The organism is Xanthomonas vasicola (assembly GCF_000772705.2).
Classification (GTDB): domain Bacteria; phylum Pseudomonadota; class Gammaproteobacteria; order Xanthomonadales; family Xanthomonadaceae; genus Xanthomonas; species Xanthomonas vasicola.
This window is the reverse complement of record NZ_JSBW02000023.1, coordinates 1-26,533: the sequence shown is the minus strand read 5'-3', so window position 1 is coordinate 26,533 and position 26,533 is coordinate 1. Positions and strand designations below refer to the sequence as shown.

The following is a 26,533-nucleotide window of genomic DNA, read 5'->3' as shown; positions in this document are numbered from 1 at the left end:
GCATGGAAACCAAAGCCAATTACGTCCTGATCGGCGCCTTCACCATCGTGGCCGGCCTGGCCCTGCTGTTGTTCGGGCTGTGGGCCGCCAAGTACTCCTCCGACCGTACCTGGCAGCAATACCGGGTGGTGTTCCGCGAGGCGGTGACGGGCCTGTCGGTCGGTAGCCCGGTGCAGTACAACGGCATCGCGGTGGGCTCGATCACCGAACTGACCCTGGCACCGAACGACCCGCGCCAAGTGGTCGCACACGTACGGGTCAACTCCACCACGCCGATCAAGAGCGACACCCGCGCCAAGCTGGCCATCACCAGCCTGACCGGCCCGTCGATCATTCAGCTCTCCGGCGGCACGCCCGAAGCGCCGGCGCTGACCACCATCGACAAGAGCGACGCGCCGATCATCCAGACCACCCCGTCGGCGCTGCAGAACATCACCGACACCGCCAACCGCATTGTCGAGCGCATGGACCAGATGCTCTCGGACAAGAACGTGGCCAGCATTTCGGCCACCTTGCAGAACCTGGAAAAGATCAGCGGCGGCATTGCCGATCGCGATGACGGCATGCAGGCGCTGATCGTCAGCGCACGCGATGCCGCGCGTAATCTGGACACCACCCTGACCACCACCAACGGCACCATCAAGCGGCTGGATCAGAACCTGGTGCAGCAGCTGCCGGGCATTCTGGAAAAACTCGATGCCACCCTGGTCAAGCTGGACTCGGCCGCCGGCAACGCCGACAACATCCTTGGCGAGAACCGCGCGGCCATCAATAGTTTTGCAAACGACGGGCTGGGCCAGCTCGGCCCGACACTGACCGAGTTGCGCGGGCTGATCCGCGATCTGCGCCGGGTCAGCGACAAACTGGACAACAACCCTGCGCGCTACCTGCTCGGCCGCGACGCACCCAAGGAGTTCGAACCGAAATGACTGCCATGCGCCTGTTGCGTCCCATGCTGTGCGTCTCGTTGCTGGCGCTGGGTGGCTGCTCGGTCCTGACCGGCGGCGACCAGAAGCCGGCCACGATCTATTCGCCCACCGTGCGAGTGACGCCGAACCCGGCGTGGCCGCAGGTGACCTGGCAGCTGGTGGTGGCCAAGCCCAGCGCCGCACGCATCATCGACAGCCCGCGCATCAATGTGCGGCCAACCCCTGGCGAGCTGCAGGTATATCAAGGCGCAGGGTGGGCGCAGCCAGCCACCGACATGCTGGAAGACAGCGTGGTGCGCGCGTTCGAGGACTCCGGCAAGATCGCCGCGGTGGCGCATATCGGTACCGGCATCCGCTCGGACTACAAACTGGCGATCGACCTGCGCCGTTTCGAATCCGATTACGCCGGCCAGTCGCTGCCTTCGGCCACGATCGAGCTCAACGCCAAACTGCTGCATTCGGCCGATCAGCGCGTAGTCGCCTCGCGCACCTTCCTGGTCGCACGCCCATCCACCGGCACCGATACTGCGGCAGTCGCCGTCGCGTTCGAGCAGGCACTAAACCAGGTCACCACCGAGTTGGTCGGCTGGACATTGACTACCGGACAGCAGGACAGCCAGAACTTGCCGCGTTCGTTGTAAGCGAAAACGACAGACTTAAAGCGGCTGACAGACGACTTCACGCCGGTCTGCTGCAGAGCGGCTGATCGGTGCCGTGGCTGCAGGACCCTTGCCCGCCCACCATCGCGGGACACGCTGCAAGTACGTCCCTGTGGGCTCCTTGGCGGCATCCATGCCGCCAAGGGTCCGGCCACGGTAGGCGAGCAAGGACCAGTTGAGATGATCGGTGCGCACAGCTTTCAAAAAAGCAGCCAGCGGCTGCGCGACGCGGTTTCCTCGCTGTTCAAAACAGCAGCCAGTCGACTGCCTGGGCGCGGCGCCCTCGCTCTTCAATAAATCACCAATGAACTTTCTGGTGCGGTGTCCTCACCGCTTGCGGGCTCGATGGCGGCATGGATGCCGCCATCGACTTCCAAGGGATGAGCTCACGGCGTGTTCCGCAAGCGGTGAGGACACCGCGCACGTGAACCACTCATCGTTTTTGACCTGGGCTGCTGATTGCGCCCACGCAAGCCGCGGCGCCGACAAAACGACTGCACTCACCAACACGCAAGCGCGCGCTACGTGTCGCTAGCTGCTTCGCTGGGGCACGCGCACCGCGATCTGACGAAAAGTTAGGTTGATGCGCTCGCCGACCGGCTTCGCGGTGCGCGGCAACGCGTGTTTGTAGTGCCGCTGGGTATCGCCGCCCATCAACAACAGATCGCCGTGGCCCAGCTCCAGCGCCTGCTTCACCGCAGCATCGTCGCGATGCTTGAATGCGAAACGTCGCGTCGCGCCCAAGCTCAGTGAAGCAATCAACGGCTGCGCGCCCAACTCCGGCTCGTCATCGCTATGCCAGCCCATTGCATCGCTGCCACTACGGTAGCGATTGACCAACACGCTGTTGAACTGGTAACTGGTCTCGTCCTCCAGCCGCGTACGCACTGGCTGCAGCACGGCCAGCCACGGCTGTGGCGAGAAGCGTGTGCCCGAGTAGCGATAGCTCGCCTCCGGTTCGCCAATCCAGCTGCTCAGGCGCGGCGAATCCACCATGCGTCCGAACAACCGGATGCGGTGTACCTCCCATTGCGCCTGCGCCAGCAGCGCCTGCATCAGCGCATCGGCCTGCACGGGCGGCAGCCAACCCCGCCACCAGTGGATCTCCGCTTCCGGCAATGTCACCCGAATCTTCATGCCGGAAACGCTAGCACGCAGCCCCGCATGGCGCGGATGAATCGACCCGATTTGCCGCCGTCACATGCAATCCCGGAAAATGCGCACCAGCCATCGAGCCAACGGGAGCGGAGCAATGTCGGAAGCGGGAGTGGGCGCACACGCGTCAGAGGCGGTCGAGCGTGACGTCATGGAATACGACGTCGTCACCGTCGGTGCCGGTCCGGCCGGGCTGTCGTTTGCGATCCGGCTCAAGCAGCTCGATCCGAACATCAGCGTCTGCGTGATCGAAAAATCCAGCACCATCGGCGCGCATATCCTGTCTGGTGCAGTGATCGAGCCCGGCCCGCTGGATGCGCTGCTGCCAGGCTGGCGTAACAACCCGCCGCCGATCTGCGTGGCGGCCACCGACGACGAATTCTGGTTCCTCGGCAAGGACAGCGCACGCAAGTTTCCGGTGGTTCCGCCGGGCATGCGTAACCACGGCAACTTCATTGTCAGCCTGGGCGCGATGTGCGCCTGGCTGGCGCCGCAGGCCGAAGCGCTGGGCGTAGAGATCTACCCTGGCTTCGCCGCCGCTGAGACGCTGCACGACGACAGCGGCCAGGTGGTGGGCGTGCGCATCGGCGACATGGGCATTGCAAAAGACGGCTCACACAAGCCCGGCTACACCGCCGGCATCGACATCCGCGCCAAGGTCACCGTGCTTGCCGAAGGCGCGCGTGGTCACCTGACCAAGCAGCTGCTCAAGCGCTTCGACCTCACCGCCGACAGCGACCCGCAAGGCTATTCGATCGGCATCAAGGAGCTGTGGCAGGTGCCCGAAGGCCGCGTCACGCCGGGCAAGATCGTGCACACCATCGGCTGGCCAGCCGACAACCGCACCTACGGCGGCAGCTTCGTGTATCACCTGGACAATAACCAGATTGCGCTCGGTTATGTGAGCGGGCTGGACTACAGCGACCCGGCCTACCAGCCTTGGGAAGCCTTCCAGCAATGGAAGAACCACCCCATGATCAAGCCGTTGCTGGAAGGCGGCAGCATCTTGTCTGCCGGCGCACGCGCACTGGTCAGCGGCGGTTGGCAATCGCTGCCGAAAGTGGACATGCCCGGCGCCTTGCTCATTGGCGACACCGCCGGTCTGCTCAATGTGCCCAAGATCAAGGGCACCCACCAGGCGATCCGCAGCGGCATGCTGGCCGCCGAACACCTGGTGCAATCGCAGCTGGCGCCGCAGGGCTTCGATGCCAAGCTGCGCGCCTCCGAGGTCATGGCCGAGCTGAAGCAAGTCCGCAACATCAAGCCCGGTTTCAAAAAGGGCCTGTGGTTCGGCCTGCTCAATGCGGCGTGGGAAACCGCGCTCAAAGGCGCCTCGCCGTGGACGCTGAAGAACAAGCCCGACTGGTCGGCGCTGCACAAGCTCGGCGAGTACGAACAACCCAAGCGCGACTACGTCACCCGCGACCTCGCACCGCGCGATCGCCTGCAAGCGGTGTATTTCGCCGCCACCGAGCACGATGAAGACCAACCGGTGCATCTGAAGGTGCTGGACACCGACGTGTGCGCCACCCGCTGCGTAGCGGAATACGACAACCCCTGCACGCGCTTTTGCCCGGCCAACGTCTACGAAATGGTCGCAGACGCCGCCAGCCCCTCGGGCAAGCGTCTGCAGATCAACGCCGCCAACTGCGTGCACTGCAAGACCTGCGACATCAAAGACCCCTATGAAATCATCACCTGGGTCACACCGGAGGGTGGTTCGGGCCCGAACTACCAGAACCTGTGAACAACGAATGGCGCACCGCGTGACTGGCAGCCTCACCAAATTCATGGCTGCGGCACGCCGCTCGATAGAACTCCATGGAGGTGGCTTGTCTGGTGCCACCGCGGTTGCGATGCGCGCGTTCAAGGTGATCCGTGCCCTGGGAATACGTGGCTTTCTAGAGCGAGTTCGATTGGCTGGACGCAAGCAGCCGGCAGCTCATCGCCTGGCGGACCAAGCACCATTTGGCAGGCCAGTGCCTTCGGCGCAGTTGCAGGTAAAGGTGGGCGTGATGGTCCACGTCTTTTATCCGGACCTGATCGAAGAATTCGCACAGTCGCTCCAGCAGATGCCGGTCGGCTATGACCTGCTCGTCTCTGTGATGGACAACGCGGCCGAAGCCCAGGCGCGTGATCGCTTTTCAAAGCTGCCGCGGATCGAGAAGCTAGATATCCGCATCGTGCCCAATCGCGGCCGTGACATCGCGCCGCTGCTGGTAACGTTCCGCGAGCAGATTCTGGCCTTGGACGTTGTCGGCCATCTGCACACAAAGAAATCGCTATACACCGGCAGCGAGCAAGGTCAGTGGCGCCGCTATTTGGTGTCCTCCCTGATGGGCAGCGCGGAGCGCATCGCCTGGCAACTTGGCATGTTTCAGGCCGAGCCGCGCCTTGGCATGCTCTACCCTGAGAGTTACGAACGCGTTCCTCTTTGGGCACATACCTGGCTTAGTAATTTTGAGGTGTGTCGCACGCTGGCCCAGCGGCTCGGATTCGACATCAATGCGTCGGAATATATCGACTTTCCAGCGGGTTCGATGTTTTGGGCGAAAGTGGACGCGCTGCGGCCTTTGTACGCGCTGAATCTGGAGCTCAAGGACTTCCCGGAAGAGCACGGACAGATCGATGGCACCCTGCACCACGCGATGGAGCGCATGTTTGTCGCTGTCGTGCGCCATCAGCATTATCGAATCGGTATATTGCCGCAAGACGGTACGCTGTCACTCAGCGGAGAAGGTGAACGCAACTGGCAGGCTTCGTTTGAAGCGCCGATCGCCACGCGATTGACACTGTCCTCTCTTCAGGCTCGACTGGTTTCGCTAGATATCTTCGACACGTTGGTAGTGAGGCCGTTCCTGTTTGCTGCCGGCGCCCGCGCTTATCTTGCCCACTTGGTCGCTCGTCAGTTCGGGGTCGTAAATCTTCTTGAACTCCGCGAACTTGCCGAGTCAAAAGCACGACATCAATCTGGCGGCGATGTCGACCTTTCAACTATCTACACAACACTGTCTGGCTTGCCCGATGCGAAGGGACTTCCAATTGATGCACTTCAGGCATTGGAAGTGGCCCTAGAAGCCAGCTTGCTACGACCGCGGCAAGGTGTGATCGCAGCAGCCACCGGCTTGCAACAACGTGGCATCCGCCTCGTTGCGCTTTCGGATATGTATCTAGGCAGCACGTTGCTGAAGCAGGTGCTTCCTACCGAAGTCACCGCGCTGCCAGCCGCCTGGTATGTCTCCTGCGAGACGGGTTGGCGCAAGGATGCCGACAGTGCCTGGAGGGAGCTGCCGAACATCGAGAAAATAAGCCCTTCACAATGGCTACATGTCGGCGACAATGAACACGGAGACATTCAGCGTCCACAGATGCACCATCTGTTGACACCGGTGCATGTAATCCGACCATCCGCGTTATTGGATATAGTTCCTGGGTTGCGCCCGCTTAGACCGTCGTCAGCTGCAGCAACGCGGTGGCAAGATCAGTTGTGGCTCGGCTTACTGGCCAATCGGTTCGCCGATCTTGCCGACCGGCAACCAGAGACCTTGATGCCAATGCCGATTCTTTCCCCAGCATGTCTTGGCTATGTGGTTCTCGGCCCGTTGATCTTCGATTATCTCGCTTGGCTGATCCGCACGGCAAAGCAAAGCAATATCAAAACGATTTTATTTTTGAGTCGAGAAGGCCACCTTCTGGAGCAAGGCTTTCAGCTAGTAAGGCAAGCTTGTCCTTCATTACCGCAGCTGCGCGGCAAGTATCTGCTCGCATCGCGACGGGGAACCGGAACACCTTCATTGCACGCACCGGATGATCTTGCATTGGTGCTAGACAGCACCTACACCGGAACGCTGAGTGACTTGATACAGGCGCGCCTGGGAGATGCTGCAGCAGATATTTTGGAACGTCGCCTAGGGCGCTCGGCGATGCAGCGCGATGTTTATCTGCCGGAGATGCACGCCGAGCTTGTGGAACTCATTGCCCCAGTCATCAATGACTTACTGGCGCTTGCCGAAACTGAAAGGACGGCTTACCTGCAGTACTGGAGAGCCACCGTGGGTGACTGCGCCGCCATGGTGGCGGACATAGGGTATTCGGGCAGCATCCAGGCCAACCTCGCACGGTTAACCCGGCAGCCGCTGGGTGGCGCTTATTTTGCATTGAACGCGCGTGCTACAAAGATCACTGATCAGAGCTGGGCTGCTGCCCGCTACTTCGATGGACGTACCGAAGGTGATGCGGATCAATCGACGATCCTGCGCCACGATTTGCTGCTGGAAACACTACTCACAGCTCCCTCGCCGCAGTTTTCCTACTTCGCGAGCACCTCCGAGGTTCCAACTGCGGTCTACGCCAATCCAGAGCTATCGCCAACGCAATGGGCAACACTCGCGCAGGTACATGAAGGCGCGCTAGCTTTTATTGCAGACGTTTGCAGAGTTACCCAAGACGAAAGCTATCTATTGGACTTCGACCGCGCTTCGATCCAGATCCCGCTGCAGTGCGTCGGTTCCGCGCGCTGGCAGGCGCCATGGTTGGCGGACCTACAACTCGACGATCGCTTTACCGGACGCGGATTGATTCAAGCCGGATGACCCAACGGCCATCCGGCTTCTCCTCACGGCTGAGACGTCAAGATCTCCACACCGGTCTTCTGGCGCAACTCTTCCAGCGCCACACCTTCTGCAGCCTCGACCAGCACCAACCCATCTGCAGTGACATCGAACACCGCCAGGTCGGTAATGATGCGATCCACCACGCCGACGCCGGTCAGTGGCAGGTCGCATTCGCGCAGGATCTTGTGGCTGCCGTCTTTGGCGACGTGTTCCATCAGCACTACCACGCGCTTGACGCCGGCCACCAGGTCCATTGCGCCACCCATGCCCTTGACCATCTTGCCGGGCACCATCCAGTTGGCCAGGTCACCGCGCTCGGTGACCTGCATTGCGCCGAGAATGGCCAGGTCGATATGCCCGCCACGGATCATCGCGAACGAATCGTGGCTACCGAAATAACTGGCACCCGCACGCGCGGTTACGGTCTGTTTGCCTGCGTTGATCAGGTCTGCGTCCACCTCGTCTTCGGTAGGAAACGGGCCAATGCCGAGCAGGCCGTTCTCCGATTGCAGCCACACATCCACACCGTCGGGGATGTGATTGGCTACCAGCGTCGGCAAGCCGATGCCCAGGTTGACACAAGCGCCATCGGTCAGTTCGCGTGCCGCGCGTGCGGCCATCTGGTCTCTGGTCCAGGCCATTACTGCTGTCCTTCGCGCACGGTGCGCTGTTCGATGCGCTTTTCCGGCGAGGCGTTGAGCACCAGGCGGTCCACGTAAATACCGGGCAGATGCACCTGATCCGGGTCGATCACGCCCAGCTCCACGATTTCCTCCACCTCGGCAATGCACACGCGCCCGGCCATGGCGCAGGCCGGATTGAAATTGCGCGCCGTCTTGCGAAACACCAGATTGCCCGCGGTATCGGCGCGCCATGCCTTGACCAGCGCCACATCGGCGTGCAACGCAGTTTCCAGCACATAGTGCTTGCCGTCGAATTCGCGCGTTTCCTTGCCCTCGGCCACAATCGTGCCGTAGCCAGTGGCCGTGTAAAACGCAGGAATGCCCGCCCCAGCCGCACGTAAACGCTCGGCCAGGGTGCCTTGCGGATTGAACTCCAGCTCAAGTTCGCCGGCCAGGTATTGGCGCTCGAACTCCTTGTTTTCGCCCACATAGGACGAAATCATCTTGCGGATCTGCCGGGTGGCCAATAATTGACCAAGCCCGAAACCGTCGACGCCAGCGTTGTTGGAGATCACGGTCAAACCGCCGATCCCACTGTCGCGCACGGCTGCAATCAATGCCTCCGGAATGCCACACAACCCAAAGCCGCCCACTGCCAGGGTTTGACCATCGGCCAGCACCCCATCCAGCGCTGCTTTGGCATCGGCATAGCGTTTGCCGCTTGCCCCATCGCTCACTTCATTGCGCATCACCGCCCTCACCCGCTGATGTGAAGCGCCCATTCTATCCGCTGACTGTTCCCTGTCCCCGGTCGCAATTCCGCCACACCCAAGACACGGCCCAGCCGCTAAACTCGGCTGTCCCCCACTTCAGGATTTGTCCATGACGCTACCCGCCTTCAAGGCCTACGACATTCGCGGCCGTGTGCCGGATGAACTCAACGAGGACTTGGCCCGCCGCATCGGTGTGGCGCTGGCGGCGCAGCTGGATCAGGGGCCCGTGGTCCTGGGCCACGATGTGCGCCTGGCGAGCCCGGCGTTGCAGGAAGCGCTCTCGGCCGGTCTGCGCGCCAGCGGCCGTGAAGTGATCGATATCGGCCTGTGCGGCACCGAGGAGGTCTATTTCCAGACCGATTACCTCAAGGCCGCCGGCGGGGTGATGGTTACCGCCAGTCACAACCCGATGGACTACAACGGTATGAAGCTGGTCCGCGAGCAAGCGCGGCCGATCAGCTCGGACACCGGCCTGTTTGCCATTCGCGACACGGTCGCGGCCGATACCGCTGCGCCGGGCGAACCTACCGCGGGTGAGCAGAGCCGCACCGACAAGACTGCTTACCTGGAGCACCTGCTCAGCTACGTGGACCGCAGCACGCTCAAGCCGCTCAAGCTGGTGGTCAACGCCGGCAACGGCGGCGCCGGGCTGATCGTCGATCTGCTCGCGCCGCATCTGCCGTTCGAATTCGTGCGCGTGTTCCATGAGCCCGATGGCAACTTCCCCAACGGCATCCCCAATCCGCTGCTGCCGGAAAACCGTGACGCCACGGCCAAGGCAGTGAAGGACCACGGCGCCGATTTCGGCATCGCGTGGGACGGCGACTTCGATCGCTGCTTCTTCTTCGATCACACCGGCCGCTTCATCGAAGGCTATTACCTGGTCGGCCTGCTCGCGCAAGCCATCCTGGCCAAGCAGCCGGGCGGCAAGGTCGTGCACGACCCGCGCCTGACCTGGAACACGGTTGAGCAGGTTGAAGAAGCCGGCGGTATTCCGGTGCTGTGCAAGAGCGGCCATGCCTTCATCAAGGAAAAAATGCGCAGCGAAAATGCCGTCTATGGCGGCGAAATGAGCGCGCACCACTATTTCCGTGAGTTCGCCTACGCCGACTCCGGCATGATTCCGTGGTTGCTGATCGCAGAGCTGGTGTCGCAGTCGGGCCGCTCGCTGGCCGATCTGGTCGAAGCGCGCATGCAGAAATTTCCCTGCAGCGGCGAGATCAACTTCAAGGTGGCCGATGCCAAGGCCTCGGTCGCCCGCGTGATGGATCATTACGCGTCGCTGTCGCCGGAGCTCGACTACACCGATGGCATCAGCGCCGATTTTGGCGAATGGCGTTTCAACCTGCGCAGCTCCAACACCGAGCCGCTGCTGCGTCTGAACGTGGAAACGCGCGGCGATGCCGCACTGCTGGAAAGCCGCACGCAGGAAATTTCCAATCTGCTGCGCGGCTGATTGACCCCTCTCCCATCTAGACGCACTTTGGAGTTTCCCCCGCCCATGAGCGACGTCCTACCCATTATTTTGTCCGGCGGCTCCGGCACGCGCCTATGGCCGCTGTCGCGCGAGTCCTATCCGAAGCAGTTCCTGCCGCTGGTCGGCGACAAGAGCATGCTGCAGTCCACCTGGCTACGTGCAGCTCCTGTTGCAGGCCACGCCCCCATCGTGGTTGCCAATGAAGAACACCGCTTCATGGCGGCTGAGCAGTTGCAGCAGTTGGGCGTGAAGCCATCGGCGATCTTGTTGGAGCCGAAGGGACGTAATACGGCCCCGGCGATTGCGGTTGCCGCACTCGAAGCGACCCGCGACGGTGCCGACCCGTTGCTACTGGTGCTGCCTTCGGATCATGTCATCGGTAACGAGGCGGCATTCCAGGCAGCGGTGAAGGTTGCGGCCGAAGCGGCCGCACAGGGCAAACTGGTCACCTTCGGCATCAAGCCGACTGCACCTGAAACCGGCTACGGCTACATCAAGGCCGGTGCTGGCACTGGTGTGAGCGCGGTCGAGCGCTTCGTCGAGAAGCCCGATCTGGCGACTGCGCAAGGCTACCTGGCAAGCGGCGAGTACTACTGGAACAGCGGCATGTTCCTGTTCCGCGCGTCGCGTTACCTGGAAGAATTGCGCAAGTTTCATCCTGCCATCGCCGATGCGTGTCAGAAGGCGTGGGAAGGTGGCAAGCGCGATGCTGATTTCACCCGTCTGGACAAGGACGCTTTCGCTGCCAGCCCGTCGGATTCGATTGACTATGCGGTGATGGAAAAGACCGCCGACGCGGTTGTGGTGCCATTGGATGCCGGCTGGAACGATGTCGGTTCGTGGTCCTCGCTGCTGGATGTCTCCACGCAGGATGCGCAAGGCAACGCGCATCATGGCGATGTGATCCAGCTGGATTGCCAGAACACCTATGCGTACGGTTCGCGCCTGATCGCAATGGTCGGGCTGGAGGATGTGGTGGTCGTCGAGACGCCGGATGCCGTACTGGTCGGTCACCGCGACCGCATCCAGGAGGTCAAGGACGTGGTCAGCCAGATCAAGACGGCCGGCCGTTCCGAGGCAACCTGGCACCGCAAGGTCTATCGTCCTTGGGGTGCTTACGATTCCATCGACATGGGCCAGCGTCATCAGGTCAAGCGCATCACCGTCAAACCCGGTGCAGTGCTGAGCCTGCAGATGCATCACCACCGTGCCGAGCACTGGATCGTGGTGAGTGGCACTGCCGAAGTGACGCGCGGTGAAGAAGTGCTGCTGCTGACCGAAAACCAGAGTACCTACATCCCGCTGGGCGTCACCCATCGCCTGCGCAATCCGGGCAAGTTGCCGCTGGAATTGATTGAAGTACAGTCCGGCAGCTATCTGGGCGAAGACGATATCGTGCGCTTTGAAGACACCTACGGCCGGGCGTGATCGGTCGTTTGTAAAAGGTTGCGCCGTATAAGCAAACAGCCGGGAATTCCCGGCTGTTTGCCTTTCGGAGGGTGGGCATTAGGCGTGAATGCCGCCCGTCTTCGACTTGCTATCGGACTACTTCTTCGCCGCAGACAACTCGGCAATCACACGCTGCAGGCCAATGCGCCACTCGGGCAATTCGATGCCGAAGTCGCCCTGCAATTTATCGATGGACAACCGCGAATACGCAGGACGCTTGGCCGGTGTCGGGTAGTCGGCCGTCGTGATCGGCACCACACGCGGTGCACGCTCGAGCAGACCGGCACTGACCGCTTCTTCGAAGATGGCCTCGGCAAAGCCATGCCAGCTGGTCTGGCCAGCTGCGGTGAGATGCCAGGTACCGGATGTGTCGGGTGTGCGCTGACGCAGCAACTGCGCAGTGACATCCGCGATCAAAGCAGCTGGTGTCGGTGTTCCCATCTGATCGGCCACCACACGCAGCTCGTCGCGCTCGGCACCCACCCGCAACATCGTGCGCAGGAAGTTCGCGCCATGCGAGGCATACACCCAAGCAGTGCGCAGGATCAGATGCTGCGCGCCGGAGGCACGAATGGCCTGCTCGCCAGCAAGCTTGGTTTCGCCGTACACGCCGAGTGGCGAGGTGTGTGCGTCCTCACGATATGGCGCTGTACCCTGGCCGTCGAAAACGTAATCGGTGGAGTAATGCACAAGCGGCACACGATTGGACGCGCACCAGGCTGCGATGACGCCGGGCGCCGTCGCATTGGCACGGACCGCACTTTCGCGATCCTGCTCGGCACCATCCACCGCCGTGTAAGCGGCGGCATTGACTACGCGCGATGGTCTGATCCTATCCAGCAAGGCGCTCAGCGTCGCAGGTGCATCGAAGTCTGCTGTTTCGCACGTACTGCCGTCAGGCAACTGACCACTACGGGTAGTGGCCTGAACTGGGCCATCGACTGCCAGCGCACGTAGCAATTCCGTACCCACCTGCCCATTTGCACCAAGAACCAGCGTGGTCACGGCGTATACACCGGCAAGCGCTCAGCGGGCACATCGGCCAGGAACGGCGCAGCGGCGTCCTTTGCAGAAAGCAACGGATCGCTGATCGGCCAATCGATACCAATCGCCGCATCATCCCAGCGCACGCCGGCATCGGCCTCTTTCACGTAGACATCGGTGCATAGGTAGCTGAACACTGCTCGCTCCGACAGCACTGCAAAGCCGTGGGCAAACCCTTCTGGAATCCAGAACTGCTTTTTATTTTCTGCACTTAGCACCACCGCTGCCCACTGCCCGAAGTTGGGCGAGCCATGGCGGACATCGACCGCCACATCGTAGACCTCACCTTCCAGCACGCTGACCAGCTTGCCCTGAGGACGCGGCCACTGGTAATGCAAACCACGCAGCACGCCTTTGGCCGACGTGGAGACATTGCTCTGCACGAACTGCGTCGGCAGGCTATGTTGCCCGAAGCGCTCGGCATTCCACGTTTCAAAGAAATATCCGCGCTCATCGCCGAACACTGCCGGCTCGATGACGACACAACCTGGTAAACGCGTTTCGACGATTTTCACGGTACTACTCCTCGCACAGCCAATTCGTGCAAATATTTGCCATAGTCGTTTTTCAGCAACGGAGCGGCAAGGCGCTCCAATTGCTCCGCATCGATCCAGCCCTGACCGAATGCAATTTCTTCGGGGCAGCACACCTGCAGGCCCTGACGCATCTGGATGGTCTCGATGAAGTTGGCCGCTTCGTGCAGCGATTGGTGCGTGCCGGTATCCAGCCATGCATACCCTCGCCCCAGCGGCTCAAGATGCAGGTCGCCTGCATCGAGATAGCAGCGATTGAGATCGGTAATCTCCAGCTCTCCACGCGGCGAGGGTTTCAAGGCAGCAGCATACTCGCTGGCTTTTCCATCGTAGAAATACAGACCGGTGACTGCATAATTGGAACGAGGCTTCTCCGGCTTTTCGGCGATATCGATGACTTTGCCTTGCTGATCGAATTCGGCCACGCCATAGCGCTCAGGATCGTTGACCCAATAGCCGAAGACGGTTGCTCCGTGCTCACGCGCATCCGCGCGGCGTAGCGTCTCGGTCAAACCGTGGCCATGAAAAATATTGTCGCCCAAAACCAGGCAACTTGGCTTGCCATCGACAAAGTCGCGACCGATCAAATACGCCTGCGCAAGCCCGTCCGGGCTGGGCTGTACGGCGTATTGAATATTAATTCCCCATTGAGAGCCGTCGCCCAACAAGGATTGAAATAACGCCTGCTCATGCGGCGTATTGATGATCAAGATATCGCGAATACCCGCAAGCATCAGGACGCTAAGCGGGTAATAAATCATCGGCTTGTCATACACCGGCAACAGCTGCTTGCTGACGCCTTTGGTGATCGGATACAGGCGCGTACCCGAGCCACCAGCCAAAATAATGCCTTTACGTTGTGTCATGAGATAGTTCCTTGTGAGGCCCACACAGCTGCGCGAGCTCTTGCGGGGGCGCTTTACGCCGAGGCGCCGATCCGTTCCAGCCGGTAGCTGCCATCCAGCACGCCCTGTACCCACGCCTGGTTGGTCAGGTACCACTCCACCGTCTGCGCGATGCCTTGCTCGAACGTGTAGGCAGGTTCCCAACCCAGTTCCTTCTTCAGCTTCGAGGCGTCGATCGCGTAACGGCGGTCATGACCCGGGCGATCCGTCACATAGGTGATCTGGCTCGCACGCGGCTTACCATCGTCACGTGGACGATGCTGATCCAGCAGTGCGCAGATCGCCTGCACGACTTCGATATTCTGGCGTTCCGAATTGCCGCCCACGTTGTAGGTCTCGCCGACCTTGCCCTTCGCCAGCACGGTACGAATCGCCTCGCAGTGGTCGCTGACGAACAGCCAGTCGCGCACCTGCTTGCCATCGCCGTAAACCGGCAGTGGCTCGCCGGCCAGCGCTTTGGCGATGACCAACGGAATGAGCTTTTCGGGGAAGTGGTAAGGACCGTAATTGTTCGAACAATTGGTGGTCAATACCGGTAGACCGTAGGTGTGGTGGAACGCACGCACCAGATGATCCGAGGCCGCCTTGGACGCCGAATACGGCGAGTTCGGCGCGTAAGGCGTAGTTTCTGTGAACTTTCCGGTCTCACCGAGCGTTCCATAGACCTCGTCTGTGGACACGTGCAGGAAGCGGAAGGCATCGCTACGCGCAGCAGGCAGCGCCTTCCAATAGTCGCGCACTGCTTCAAGCAAGGCCAACGTCCCGACGACGTTGGTTTGAATAAACGCGCCCGGGCCTTCGATCGAGCGATCTACATGGCTCTCGGCTGCGAAATTCAGCACTGCATCGGGCTGGTGCTCCTGCAGCAGGCGAGCGACCAGAGCGCCATCGCCGATATCGCCCTTGACGAAAACGTGGTCCGGATTACCCTCCAAGGATGCCAACGTGTTCAGGTTTCCCGCATAGGTCAGCGCATCGAGATTGACCACGCGCACCCCGCGAGCCACTGCTTCAAGAACAAAGTTGCCACCGATGAAGCCGGCACCGCCGGTCACTAGCCAAGTTGCCACTGCCTCAATCTCCTGGCCGGACGCTGCGCTCAGCCCAATAACCCAGCAGGATATACGGTCGACGCCGCGCAGACCTTAAGAACATTCGCGATCCTCCGGTGGACAGGCGCGTGAGCGCCCGCAGCTACCCCATACGCCATCGCATGGTGTGCCGCGCCCGGTTAGAATGACCGCACTCCCGAGCCTGCCGCCGCGGCCGGGCCTTCCCGCAATAGCTGAAGGATCTCGTACACGATGAAAATCCTCGTCGCCTACAAGCGCGTGGTGGACTACAACGTCCGCATTCAAGTCAAGCCGGATGGCTCCGGCGTGGTGACCGACGGCGTCAAGCTTTCGCCCAACCCGTTCGACGAAATCGCCCTGGAAGAAGCATTGCGCCTGCGCGATGCCGGTATCGCCACCGAGGTGGTGGTCGCCACCCTGGCGCCGGCAGATGCGGCCGCGCACCTGCGCAACGGCCTGGCCATGGGCGCCAATCGCGCTATCCATGTGGTCACCGATGCGGCTGTTCAGCCGCTGACTGCCGCGCGTGCGCTGCTCAAGTTGGTCGAAAAGGAACAGCCTGATCTAGTGATCCTCGGCAAGCAGGCGATCGATGACGACGCCAACCAGACCGGCCAGATGCTCGCCACACTGTGGGGCCGGCCACAGGCGACCTTCGCGGGCAAGCTGGTCGTTGCCGATGGCAAGGCCACCGTGACGCGCGAGGTCGATGCTGGCCTGGAAACGTTGGAAGTGGAACTACCGGCGGTGATTACCACCGATCTGCGCCTGAACGAGCCTCGTTTCATCAAACTGCCAGACATCATGAAGGCCAAGAGCAAGCCGCTAGAAACGCTGGCCTTTGCAGATCTGGGTGTCGACGCGCATGACAGCCTGACCACCACCCATTACGCCGCGCCGTCCAAGCGCAGCCGCGGCGTGATGGTCAAGGACGCCGCCGAGCTGGTGGCCGCACTCAAGCAGAAGGGGTTGCTGTAATGGCCAAGGTTCTCGTTGTTGCCGAACATCTCAACGGTCAGCTCAATGCGGCCACCGCCAAGACGCTGAGCGGTGCGCTGGCGATCTCGGCCGAATCCATCGATGTGGTCGTGCTGGCAGCCGACCCGGCCGCAGTCGCAGCGCAAGCCGCGCAGCTAGCGGGCGTCGCCCGTGTACTGACTGTGGCCAACGCTGCCAACGAGCACGCCATCGCGCAGGTGCTGGGACCGCAGATCGCCCAGCTAGCGGGCCAGGGCTACACGCACGTGTTCGGCCCCTCGACCACCTTCGGTAAAGACCTGATGCCGGTCGTGGCCGCGCTGCTGGGCGTCAATCAGATTTCCGATCTGATGTCGGTCGAAGACGCTTACACCTTCAAGCGCCCGATCTACGCCGGCAACGCCATCATCACCGTCAAGGCGCCGGCCGAGCAGATCGTGGTCGCCACGGTGCGCAGCGCCTCGTGGCCGGAAGCCGTCAGCGGTGGCAGCGCGACGGTTGAGTCAGTCACTGTGGATGCTGCGTTACCGACCCACACCCGCTTTGTCGGCTTGGCCGCGGGCAGCTCCGATCGCCCCGACCTGCAGAGCGCAAAGCGCGTGGTCTCCGGCGGCCGTGGCGTCGGCTCGGCGGAAAACTTCAAGCACATCTACAGCCTGGCCGACAAACTTGGCGCTGCCGTGGGTGCCTCGCGCGCTGCGGTCGATGCCGGTTACGTGCCCAACGAACTGCAGGTCGGCCAGACTGGCAAGATCATCGCCCCTGAGCTGTACATGGCAATCGGCATCAGTGGCGCCATCCAGCATCTCACAGGCATCAAAGACGCCGGCACGATCGTAGCGATCAACAAGGACCCGGAGTCGCCGATCTTTGAGATTGCAGATATTGGATTGGTGGGGGATTTGTTCACGCTGCTACCGGAGCTGGAGGCTGCGCTGGGCTGAGGTCCATCTGCTGCAATGGACTCACCCTCGCCCCCTGTCATCAACGGTGCCGCAAAATTGCGGCACCGTCTGGATTATCTGGCCGCCTTTGTCGTCCTGCTCTGCGCCAGTTATGTCGCCGTCTTGGTGTGGGTGGACAACGGGAACGGAACGTTTTCGCGGTTGGGTGACGTCTGGCACCTGATGCTGCTTGCAATCGTGCCAGTCTCGCTGACCTACCTGTTTCGGTACTGGCGCTGGCAATGGCTGCTCGGTCGCAAAGGACATCACGTACCAGTAGGACTTGGCCTGGCTGGCTATTTGGCAGGCTTCGCGCTGACCGCTACGCCGGGCAAGGCAGGCGAACTGATGCGAATCCGCTACTTCGCGCGGATGGGCATTCCGGCTGAGCGCACCTTGGGTGTCTTCGTCTTCGAGCGCGCATCCGACCTACTGGTCATCCTGTCGCTGTCTTTGCTGGCCACGTCGGTATTTCCCACATTGGGCGCGCTAGCCGCACTAGTGCTGGGATTTGTCTGTGTGCTATTCGGTGCGGCCGCTTGGCCAGCCTTGTTGGACAACTTGGTAGGCTTGACCGCGCGCCTTCCCGGCCGCTGGCTGCGACGCCTCGCTCACTTTTGCCTTGCGGCAGCGTTGGAACTGCGTAGCTGCCTGGATCTGCCAGCGTTCGGGCAAAGCATGCTTGCCGGAGTCATCGCCTGGGGACTGACATCGGCAGTTTTCGTGAGTCTATGCGTCGGCATGGGCTTGCACCTGGATCCTATTGTCGCGTTCGGTATTTACCCGCTTGCGATGCTGATCGGCGCGCTGTCGTTCGTCCCCGGTGGCGTTGGCACGACCGAATTGGCGATCGTATTGATGCTCAATCGGCTCGGAGTTTTTACTGCAGACGCCATTGCAGTCGCCGTCGCGGCGCGCCTGGTGACGCTGTGGTACGCCATTCTCGTAGGCGCAGTGTCCGTGCTTGCCGCAGAATTTGCCATTCGCAAGAGCGCGCGGTGATCGGCAGGTATAATCGGCGCCCCGCAATGGATCGCCAGGCAGTCGATGTCCGCCCCTACCAACAGCTCCACCCGTCCGGTTGTTTCGGGACGCGCCTTGTGCGTGGATCTGGATGGCACGCTTTTGAATTCGGACATTCTCTACGAGTCGGTGCTGGCGTTGCTGGCACGAAACCCGCTGTACCTGTTCTTGCTGCCGTTGTGGCTGTTGCGCGGTAAGGCTGCGCTAAAGCGGGAGCTTGCGTCCCGGGTCGTTCTGCCTGCAGAAACCTTGCCCTACAACCACCAAGTGCTAGAGCTGTTGCGCACTACGACGCAACGCCCGCGTGTGCTGTGCACGGCGTCCGATGCACTCTTGGTGCAGCCTATTGCAGAGCATCTAGGTCTCTTCGAGCAGGTCATTGCCAGTGATGGCAAGCGCAATTTGTCTGGCCGCAACAAGGCAGATGTGCTGGTCGAAGCGTTTGGTCAAGGCAACTTTGATTACGCGGGCAACGGCAGCGTGGATTTGCACGTATGGGACAAGGCCGGTGGCGCCTGGGTCGTCAACAACGGCACCGCCCTGGCCAAAGCGGCCGCGCAGCGGACAACCGTGCATGCGCATTGGCCTGCCCCGTCGCGCGCCCGTGCATGGCTGAAAGCGTTGCGCCTGCATCAATGGCTGAAGAATCTGCTGGTATTCGTTCCGCTGCTGACCGCACACCGCTTCCTGGATCTGGAATCGGTCCTGCAATCCACGATCGCGCTGGTCGCGTTCGGGCTATGCGCTTCTGGCGTCTATGTGCTCAATGATTTGCTGGACTTGACGCCTGACCGTCAGCATCCGCGCAAGCGCAAGCGCCCGTTTGCGGCAGGTCGGCTTCCTCTTTTGCAGGGCTTGCTGGTTGCCCCTGCACTGACAGTGGCAGGCCTGCTGCTGTCGCTGGCGTGCAACATCGAATTTACCCTGGTCTTGCTTGCTTACTACGTCATGACCTTGGCGTATTCGCTGCGCTTGAAGCGCATCGTAATGATCGACGTGGTGCTGCTGGCCGCGCTTTACACCGTCCGCATCATCGGCGGGGCGGTGGCGATCGGCATCGAGCTATCGTTCTGGCTGTTGGCGTTTTCGATGTTCATGTTCCTGTCGCTTGCGCTGCTCAAGCGCTACACGGAACTGCAGGCCATGTTGAGCAGCGGCAAGACCAGGGCCAGTGGCCGAGCCTATTCGGTAGAAGATCTCTCGCTGTTGCAATCGATGGGCGCAGCTGCCGGCTACATCGCAGTAATGGTGATGGCGCTGTACATCAACAGTCCCGAGAGCGTGGAGCTGTACCGCAATCCCAAGCTGCTCTGGCTGGTGTGTCCGGTGCTGCTGTACTGGGTGAGCAGGGTCTGGATCATTGCGCATCGCGGAGAGATGCATGATGACCCGATCGTGTTCGCTGCCACCGACCGCGTCAGCCAGATCGTTGTGGTGCTGTGCGGGTTGTTCGCCCTGAGCGCCATCTGATGGCGGCGGGGCAGTCCTGGGGCCGCTATCCCAGAGCGCAGCAGGCGCTGCTACCGATCAACGATCGCGCGGCAGACCTACCGCCATTCGTCGGCCTTGCCCTGCCGCGTGGCAACGGACGCAGTTATGGCGACAGCTGCTTAAACCCGGACGGTGCGCTGCTGTGCGCACGCGGGCTTGATCGATTCATCGCCTTCGATCCTGCCAGTGGCGTACTTCGCTGTGAGGCAGGCGTCACGCTTAACGAGATTATCGAACTGGTTTTACCGCAGGGCTGGTTTCTGCCAGTAACGCCCGGCACGCGCTACGTCACCGTTGCCGGCGCAATTGCCAACGATGTGCATGGCAAGAACCACCATCGCACCGGCAATTTTGGCCACCATGTGCGCGCATTCGAACTGCTGCGTAGCGACGGCGGACGACGAGTGTGCACACCCAATGATGCCGATCACTGGTTTGCAGCCACGGTAGGCGGGCTGGGGCTTACGGGCCTGATCACCTGGGCTGAAATCCAGTTACGCCGCGTCGGCAGTCACACACTGGAAGCAGAAAACATTCGCTTCGGCTCGCTCGATGAATTCTTTGAGTTATCGAAGGCATCGGCGGAAAGCCACGAGTACAGCGTGGCCTGGATCGACTGTCTGGCAAGCGGCACGGCACGCGGACGTGGGCACTTCACCCGTGCCGATCACTGCACCGGGCTTGGTCAGGAACAGCCGAAATCGCCGGGCGCAGGTTTATCCATGCCTCTCACCCCACCAATTTCTTTGGTGAACAAGTTATCCCTGCGGCCTTTCAACGCGCTTTACTACTGGCGCCAGCCCGCGCCGCGCAAACGCTTCGTCAGCCACCTCTTACCGTTTTTTTACCCACTTGACGGCATCCGTGACTGGAACCGCATGTACGGTCCTTCCGGCTTTCTGCAATATCAGTGTGTCTTGCCGCCCGCAACCGCGCGGGACGGAGTTGACAAGCTGCTTGCCGAGATCGCGCGCAGCGGCAGCGGCTCGTTCCTGGCTGTGTTGAAAGAATTCGGCGACACACCATCCATCGGCATGCTGTCTTTTCCAAGGCCGGGAACGACCTTGGCCTTGGACTTTCCCAATACCGGCCCTGACGTCTTCCGCCTGCTTGAGCGACTCGACCGGATCGTCGACGAGGCAGGCGGCGCTCTGTACCCTGCCAAGGACGCACGTATGGCAGCACAGTCGTTTCAGCGTGCCTATGGTCGCTGGCGCGAGTTCGGCAGCTATCTCGATCCACGTTTTTCTTCCGGCTTTTGGCGCCGGGTCACGGAGTAGACATGCAACGCGTCCTTATTATCGGGGCCACCTCGGCCATTGCCGAAGCAACCGCCCGACGCTACGCCGCACGCGGGGCGGCCATCCACCTGCTCGGCCGCCAGGCCGCGCGCCTGCAAACAATTGCGGCCGACCTCACGACCCGCGGCGCGCGAAGCAGCATCGGCGTGCTGGATGTCAACGATAGTGCACATCATGGCGACATCCTGGATGCGGCCTGGGCTGCATTGGGCGGTGTCGATGTTGTGTTGATCGCACATGGCACGCTGCCGGATCAGGCTGCGTGTAACGCATCGGTCGAACTATCGCTGCGTGAATTTGCAACCAACGGCACCTCCACGATTGCCCTGTGCGCCGCGATTGTGCCGCGACTAACGTCGGGCGCCACGCTTGCAGTGATTTCTTCCGTGGCGGGAGACCGCGGCCGAGCCAGCAACTACCTCTATGGAAGTGCCAAGGCCGCTGTAACCGCCTACCTGAGCGGTCTGGGACAGCGCCTGCGCCCGCAAGGCATCAACGTGCTCACGATCAAGCCGGGCTTCGTCGACACCCCCATGACTGCGGCGTTCAAAAAGGGCGCACTGTGGGCAAAGCCGGACCAGATTGCCAAGGGAATCCTCAGTGCAGTGGACAAGCGGCGCGCTGTGGCGTACCTGCCTAGTTTCTGGTGGGCCATCATGCTGGTGATCAAGAACATCCCGGAATTCGTTTTTCGTAGGATTAAGCTCTGACATGACCGACAAACACGCCAAGATCGTCATTACCGGCGCCGCGGGCCTGGTCGGCCAAAACCTGATCGTCGAACTCGAACAGCAGGGCTACACCCAGCTGGTGGTGATCGACAAACACGCGCACAACCTGCAGATCCTGCGCGAACTGCACCCTGCGGTGCGTGTGGTGCGTGCGGACCTGGCAGAGCCTGGCGACTGGGCACGCGAGTTCGAAGGTGCGGCGTGCGTCGCCCAACTGCACGCGCAAATCACCGGCAAGACCACCGACCTGTTCACCCGCAACAACCTGACCGCGACCGCGCACGTGCTCGACGCCTGCCGCGCAGCGAAGGTGCCCTACCTGGTGCACATCAGTTCCTCGGTGGTGAACTCGGTGGCCAAGGACGACTACACCAACACCAAGCGCGCACAGGAAGAGATGGTGGTCGCCAGCGGCCTGCGTCACTGCGTGCTGCGCCCGACCCTGATGTTCGGCTGGTTCGATCCCAAGCACCTGGGCTGGCTGTCGCGCTTCATGGCAAAGACGCCGGTGTTCCCGATTCCGGGCGACGGCCGGTTCATGCGCCAGCCGCTGTACGAACGCGACTTCTGCCGCTGCATCGCCACCTGCATCGAACGCGAGCCCGAGGGTCAGGTCTACGACATCGTCGGCGACACCCGTGTGGACTACGTCGATATCATCAAGACGATCAAGCGGGTCAAGAAACTGCACACCTTGATCGTGCATATCCCGATCGGCTTCTTCGCCTTCCTGCTGCGTGTGTATTCGCTCTTCAGTTCCAAGCCGCCGTTCACCGCCGACCAGTTGAAGGCGCTGAGCGCCGGCGACGACTTCAAGGGCGTCGATACCGAAGCGGTGTTCGGCGTACGCCAGACGCCGTTCGAAGACGCCATCCGCGAAAGCTATACCGACCCGCGCTACAGCCACATCGTGCTCAAGCGCTGAACCGTCATACGAGACTAGAACCATGAGTAGATTCGCGATCGTCGGCAGCGGCCCCATGGGCCTGATGGCTGCCATGGAACTGTTGAAAAAGGGCCAACAGGTCGACGTGTACGAACGCGACGACCGCATCGGCGGCATGTCTGCGGACTTCGATTTCGACGGCCTGCGCATCGAGCGTTACTACCACTTCATCTGCAAGACCGATTTCCCGCTGTTCAAGCTGCTCGAGGACCTGCAGCTGTCCGACCGCCTGCACTGGACGGACACCAAGATGGGGTACTACTACCAGGGCAAGCTGCACAAGTGGGGAACGCCGTTCGCGCTGCTCGGCTTCCCGCACCTGGGGCTGGTCGACAAGATCCGCTACGCTTTGCACGTCATGCACACCAAGGGCATCAGCGACTGGACCGCGCTGGACAAGGAAAACGCGCGCGACTGGATCACCCGCTGGATCGGCCCCAAGGCTTACAAGGTGATGTGGGAGAAGGCGTTCGCGCTGAAGTTCTTCGAGTACCAGAACGACCTGTCCGCCTCGTGGATCGGCACCCGCATCAAGCGCGTGGCCCTGTCGCGGCGCAACCTGTTCAACGAAAGCATGGGCTATCTGGAGGGCGGTTCGGCCGTGCTGCTGCAACGCATGGCCGCGGAAGTCACGCGCCTCGGCGGACGCATCCTGCTGTCGCAGCCGATCGAGGAAGTCGCCTCAGTCGACGGCAAAGTCACCGGCATCCGCACCCGTGATGGCCATCATGCCTACGACGGAGTGGTGTCCACGGCGCCGATCCAGTACGTGCCCGGCATGGTGCCCGGCCTGCCCAAGACCTTCGCCGACCAAGTCGCCGCGATCGAGAACATCCCGGTCGCCTGCGTGATCCTGAAGCTGTCCAAGCCGGTCAGCGAGAACTTCTGGATGAACATCAGCGACGACTGCATCGCCATTCCCGGCCTGATCGAGTACAGCAACCTCAATCCCGGCAAAGGCCCGGGCGAACATATCGTGTACGCGCCCTATTACATGCCCAAGACTCATCCGAAGTGGCAGTGGAGCAATCAGCAACTGATCGACGAAGTCGTCAGCTACCTTCAGATGATTAACCCGGACTTCAAGCCGGAGTGGATTCGCGCCACTCACTGCCATCGCTACGAGTATGCGCAGACCATCTGCCCGCCCGGATTTCAGGACATGCTGCCGCCAATGAAGACGCCGCTGCGTGGGTTCTTCATGGCAGATACGGCCTATTATTATCCCGAAGACCGCTCGATTAATGAAAGCATTTTGGTAGGCTCCAAGATCGCTAAAACGGCACTGTCGGAAATATGATTAGTCGACAGTTCATCGGGTTTGTCGCCGTTGGGGGCATTTCTGCCGCGGCCAATTTTTCCTCAAGAGTCCTCCTTAGCCACTGGTTTGCTTATGTGCCGGCTATTGCGATGGCCTACCTCATCGGAATGACGATCGCGTTTCTGCTGAACCGCCGCTTCGTGTTCCGAGAATCAGCGAATGCGCTGCATAAACAAGCCTTCTGGTTTGTGACAGTCAATATACTAGCCATATTGCAGACAATCACCATAAGCTTACTGCTAGCGCGCTGGCTTTTCCCATTGATCGAGTTCAAATTTCACCCCGAGGCCGTTGCGCACGCTGTCGGAGTGGTCACCCCTATTTTCACTAGCTTTATTGGACACAAGCATCTGAGTTTCAAGATCGCCACACCACAATGACTGCGCCTCGTTGAACTCACCTGCATGGATATTCAGATACGATGCTCATGAAACACACAAAAGCTCTCCTTTTCCCGACAGGGCCAACCACGTCCAGTTTGACGAAGACAGATCTGTCTACAATCTTCTTTACGGCGTTCGTGGTGATTCTGTGCACCCAGCTCGTTGGAACGCTTCACTTCATTTTTGGTCCCGCAGTCCTTGAATCCGGCGACTTCGCGGCAAACGCACTGCAGATCTCCAATGCAGGAAGAATGAAGGAGTTGCTTGGAAACTATTCTCGCTGGCATTTCCATCATCCTGGCCCGGCATTCTTCTATGTATATGCGCTTGGCGAACTGGTTTTCTTCAAGGCATTGCACCTAGTAAACAGTCCGCATCAAGCCCATGTCCTAGCAGGAGTAATCCTGCAGAGCTTTTTTGTGGCACTCTCAACTTGCCTCTGCGCGCTTACATGCGACTCTAAGAGGGCGTCAAGCAGCTTGGTACTTTCTGTCATCATCGTCTTGGGCCTGACAACCTTCGGAAGTCTCTCCAGCATTTGGCCACCTCACGTGCTGTTCGGGCCGTTTCTATTGCTCGTCATTGCTGCAGCTGCTGCCTCGAGAGGACAAGATTCGGGCTTGGTGGCCCTGACTCTTGCGTCAGGCTTCTGCGTGCATGGGCACATAGCGCAAGCGGCCCTAGTCATTCCCGTGGCCGCTTATGGAGCAATCGGCTGGATCCTGAGCACGGGAGGGAACTGGAGACCGCATGTCCGGACGCTGACCTGGCTGCTTGCGATAGCTTTTGTTTTTGCGCTTCCTATTCTCATCAATGCGGCTTTTGTAAGGCCATCTAATATCCAGGAAGTTATTGCATACCTGCACGCGAACCAAGATCCACGCCCATCTTTTCATTCGGCCCTGCGCTACATTCTGGGCTTCTGGTTGTTTGATCCATTTCCAGAGGCAACGGCAGACAATGGCGCCACATTAGCAAGTGCGTGGCTCCCGGCGCTCTTTCTATGCCTGTCTAGTTTAGCCGTTTTCTTCACGCCATTGGGCCATCGCGCTTCCGGGTACAGGACCATCTTCCTCTCCGCGTTGCTCGCCTTGATCATGTCCATATTTTGGGCTACCCGTATCACGGGCCCTCTCTACGAATTCAACTCTTTCTATGTCTACGCACTGGTCGCAATTAACGCCTTCTTGATCATGGAGAGCGTTGCGGTGCTGCTACAAAAATACGCAAAACCCATCGCTCCTGCGGTCTTTTTGTTGGCCGGCGTAATCATCATCTTGAGTTACCGCCCCCACTCGGCATTCTCTAGCGGTGAAGCATATGTACTCCCATCCCCGATCATGCCTTCTGCACGTGGCAAATCCGCTCTGATCTCTGTGACAACAGAATCATGGCCCATGACGACGGCGCTGGCTCTTGAGCTGCATCGCGAAGGGGCATCGGTACATGTAAATAAAGATTGGGAGTTTATGTTTGGAAAGAAATACTCTCTTGATGTCTTGTCACTCAGCACCATTTCTAACCCAATATTTATCAACCCACGCCTGGGCGCAAATCCTGCCAAGCAATCACCGCTTGGTCTAGATGCGTTCTGTATACCTGCAATGGAACAGAAGAGGTACGTGGGAGATCATTCAATAGGTGAGGCCCTTAGGGACTGCTCCCTCGCTTCGTTTTCAACCACTGAACCAAGCGGCGATTTCGTTTTTTCTTTGGGACATGGCGCCGCCTTGCAATTTAAAGCTAATCGAGGCGATCGCATGACCTTGCAACTCGCGCCCTTCCTTGGAGTAAACGTCAAGAAGCAACATGTTGAAATTCTGCTCTCTGGGAAAAGTATCCACTCCGCTACGCTGAAGGGCTCTGCTTCCGTGGAAGCCGAACTCAATTGCGACTTGTGCACCCTCGAAATTAGAACACCCGACGCGTTCAGCCCTCTCTCTGCAGGGATCGGGGGGGATGGACGAGAGTTGGGCTTCGCTCTGCAGCGATTCTCCATTAGGCCAGCTAACTAATCGTAACGAGCACGACTGAAGCGTTGTCGACTCCCCGCAGTTCAGTGCCAGCCAAAATTAGAGGTCTGCGGTTGATGTTGATCACGGAACTCGGCGGGCGTTAGCCCGCCCAGGCTGTCGTGCGGGATCTGCTGGTTATAGTCGGCCAGCCAGTGTTCGGTCTGTTG

The 26,533-nt window shown here is 60.6% G+C and carries 24 protein-coding genes; 16 read left to right on the top strand and 8 right to left on the bottom strand.

Annotation, left to right across the window (positions count from 1 at the left end):
- Positions 1-2: 2 nt before the first annotated feature.
- Complete coding sequence (locus NX05_RS04765; RefSeq protein ID WP_019300849.1) at positions 3-929, top strand: MlaD family protein; 927 nt, start codon at positions 3-5, stop codon at positions 927-929.
- On the top strand, positions 926-1,570 hold the full coding sequence (locus NX05_RS04760) for an ABC-type transport auxiliary lipoprotein family protein (RefSeq protein WP_010365606.1): 645 nt from the start codon (positions 926-928) through the stop codon (positions 1,568-1,570). The genes NX05_RS04765 and NX05_RS04760 overlap by 4 nt, the downstream gene beginning before the upstream one ends.
- Positions 1,571-2,119: 549 nt before the next feature.
- Here NX05_RS04760 and NX05_RS04755 read toward each other — a convergent pair.
- The gene (locus NX05_RS04755; protein WP_039432262.1) at positions 2,120-2,725 is read right to left on the bottom strand and encodes an alpha-ketoglutarate-dependent dioxygenase AlkB family protein; all 606 of its coding nucleotides are present in this window, start codon (positions 2,723-2,725) and stop codon (positions 2,120-2,122) included.
- A gap of 115 nt (positions 2,726-2,840) precedes the next feature.
- Here NX05_RS04755 and NX05_RS04750 point away from each other — a divergent pair, with 115 nt between their 5' ends.
- Both NX05_RS04750 and NX05_RS04745 read left to right on the top strand, forming a co-directional pair.
- Positions 2,841-4,490, top strand: a complete 1,650-nt coding sequence (locus NX05_RS04750; RefSeq protein ID WP_039432263.1) for an electron transfer flavoprotein-ubiquinone oxidoreductase — start codon at positions 2,841-2,843, stop codon at positions 4,488-4,490.
- A gap of 109 nt (positions 4,491-4,599) precedes the next feature.
- Positions 4,600-7,335, top strand: coding sequence for a rhamnan synthesis F family protein (locus NX05_RS04745; protein WP_080764493.1), 2,736 nt, complete (start codon positions 4,600-4,602; stop codon positions 7,333-7,335).
- A 23-nt stretch (positions 7,336-7,358) separates the two neighbouring features.
- Here the strand turns inward: NX05_RS04745 and NX05_RS04740 are convergent, their stop codons facing one another.
- Positions 7,359-7,997 (bottom strand): CoA transferase subunit B, encoded by a 639-nt coding sequence (locus tag NX05_RS04740; RefSeq protein ID WP_010365618.1) that lies wholly within the window; start codon positions 7,995-7,997, stop codon positions 7,359-7,361.
- The gene (locus NX05_RS04735) at positions 7,997-8,728 is read right to left on the bottom strand and encodes a CoA transferase subunit A (protein ID WP_039432265.1); all 732 of its coding nucleotides are present in this window, start codon (positions 8,726-8,728) and stop codon (positions 7,997-7,999) included. The genes NX05_RS04740 and NX05_RS04735 overlap by 1 nt, the downstream gene beginning before the upstream one ends.
- Before the next feature lie 133 nt (positions 8,729-8,861).
- On the opposite strand from NX05_RS04735, the gene NX05_RS04730 reads away from it, so the two are divergent.
- Positions 8,862-10,208, top strand: a complete 1,347-nt coding sequence (locus NX05_RS04730; RefSeq protein WP_017118215.1) for a phosphohexomutase domain-containing protein — start codon at positions 8,862-8,864, stop codon at positions 10,206-10,208.
- Positions 10,209-10,253: 45 nt separating this feature from the next.
- The gene (locus NX05_RS04725) at positions 10,254-11,657 is read left to right on the top strand and encodes a mannose-1-phosphate guanylyltransferase/mannose-6-phosphate isomerase (protein WP_010365623.1); all 1,404 of its coding nucleotides are present in this window, start codon (positions 10,254-10,256) and stop codon (positions 11,655-11,657) included.
- A 117-nt stretch (positions 11,658-11,774) separates the two neighbouring features.
- On the opposite strand, the gene rfbD is transcribed toward NX05_RS04725, so the two are convergent.
- The 4 genes from rfbD to rfbB are packed head-to-tail and all read right to left on the bottom strand — an operon-like array spanning position 11,775 to position 15,230.
- Positions 11,775-12,683 carry a dTDP-4-dehydrorhamnose reductase gene (gene rfbD / locus NX05_RS04720; RefSeq protein WP_039432267.1) on the bottom strand — a complete coding sequence of 303 codons (909 nt, stop codon included), beginning with the start codon at positions 12,681-12,683 and terminating at the stop codon, positions 11,775-11,777.
- Complete coding sequence (gene rfbC, locus NX05_RS04715; protein ID WP_039432274.1) at positions 12,680-13,237, bottom strand: dTDP-4-dehydrorhamnose 3,5-epimerase; 558 nt, start codon at positions 13,235-13,237, stop codon at positions 12,680-12,682. Before rfbC ends, rfbD begins: the two co-directional genes overlap by 4 nt.
- Positions 13,234-14,121: a glucose-1-phosphate thymidylyltransferase RfbA gene (gene rfbA / locus NX05_RS04710; protein ID WP_017122399.1), complete on the bottom strand. Its 888-nt coding sequence runs from the start codon at positions 14,119-14,121 to the stop codon at positions 13,234-13,236. The genes rfbC and rfbA overlap by 4 nt, the downstream gene beginning before the upstream one ends.
- Positions 14,122-14,174: 53 nt before the next feature.
- Positions 14,175-15,230 carry a dTDP-glucose 4,6-dehydratase gene (gene rfbB, locus NX05_RS04705; RefSeq protein WP_010377784.1) on the bottom strand — a complete coding sequence of 352 codons (1,056 nt, stop codon included), beginning with the start codon at positions 15,228-15,230 and terminating at the stop codon, positions 14,175-14,177.
- Between the two features lie 234 nt (positions 15,231-15,464).
- On the opposite strand from rfbB, the gene NX05_RS04700 reads away from it, so the two are divergent.
- The 10 genes from NX05_RS04700 (at position 15,465) to NX05_RS04655 (ending at position 26,366) form a co-directional block, all read left to right on the top strand.
- On the top strand, positions 15,465-16,211 hold the full coding sequence (locus NX05_RS04700) for an electron transfer flavoprotein subunit beta/FixA family protein (protein ID WP_039432276.1): 747 nt from the start codon (positions 15,465-15,467) through the stop codon (positions 16,209-16,211).
- Positions 16,211-17,155: an electron transfer flavoprotein subunit alpha/FixB family protein gene (locus NX05_RS04695; protein WP_039432278.1), complete on the top strand. Its 945-nt coding sequence runs from the start codon at positions 16,211-16,213 to the stop codon at positions 17,153-17,155. The genes NX05_RS04700 and NX05_RS04695 overlap by 1 nt, the downstream gene beginning before the upstream one ends.
- 15 nt (positions 17,156-17,170) lie before the next feature.
- The gene (locus tag NX05_RS04690; protein WP_039432280.1) at positions 17,171-18,157 is read left to right on the top strand and encodes a lysylphosphatidylglycerol synthase transmembrane domain-containing protein; all 987 of its coding nucleotides are present in this window, start codon (positions 17,171-17,173) and stop codon (positions 18,155-18,157) included.
- Between the two features lie 102 nt (positions 18,158-18,259).
- Positions 18,260-19,648, top strand: coding sequence for a UbiA family prenyltransferase (locus tag NX05_RS04685; RefSeq protein ID WP_039432282.1), 1,389 nt, complete (start codon positions 18,260-18,262; stop codon positions 19,646-19,648).
- On the top strand, positions 19,648-20,949 hold the full coding sequence (locus tag NX05_RS04680) for an FAD-binding oxidoreductase (RefSeq protein ID WP_039432284.1): 1,302 nt from the start codon (positions 19,648-19,650) through the stop codon (positions 20,947-20,949). Before NX05_RS04685 ends, NX05_RS04680 begins: the two co-directional genes overlap by 1 nt.
- Before the next feature lie 2 nt (positions 20,950-20,951).
- A complete protein-coding gene (locus NX05_RS04675) occupies positions 20,952-21,680 on the top strand; it encodes an SDR family oxidoreductase (RefSeq protein WP_010377771.1) in 729 nt (242 codons plus the stop codon).
- Position 21,681: 1 nt separating this feature from the next.
- Positions 21,682-22,626, top strand: a complete 945-nt coding sequence (locus NX05_RS04670) for an NAD-dependent epimerase/dehydratase family protein (RefSeq protein WP_039432286.1) — start codon at positions 21,682-21,684, stop codon at positions 22,624-22,626.
- Positions 22,627-22,648: 22 nt separating this feature from the next.
- On the top strand, positions 22,649-23,947 hold the full coding sequence (locus NX05_RS04665; RefSeq protein WP_039432288.1) for an NAD(P)/FAD-dependent oxidoreductase: 1,299 nt from the start codon (positions 22,649-22,651) through the stop codon (positions 23,945-23,947).
- The gene (locus tag NX05_RS04660) at positions 23,944-24,348 is read left to right on the top strand and encodes a GtrA family protein (RefSeq protein ID WP_017118209.1); all 405 of its coding nucleotides are present in this window, start codon (positions 23,944-23,946) and stop codon (positions 24,346-24,348) included. Before NX05_RS04665 ends, NX05_RS04660 begins: the two co-directional genes overlap by 4 nt.
- Before the next feature lie 47 nt (positions 24,349-24,395).
- The gene (locus NX05_RS04655; protein ID WP_230597578.1) at positions 24,396-26,366 is read left to right on the top strand and encodes a hypothetical protein; all 1,971 of its coding nucleotides are present in this window, start codon (positions 24,396-24,398) and stop codon (positions 26,364-26,366) included.
- A gap of 41 nt (positions 26,367-26,407) precedes the next feature.
- Here NX05_RS04655 and NX05_RS04650 read toward each other — a convergent pair.
- On the bottom strand, positions 26,408-26,533 hold a 126-nt coding region (locus tag NX05_RS04650; RefSeq protein WP_147423373.1), incomplete at its 5' end, for an integrase core domain-containing protein.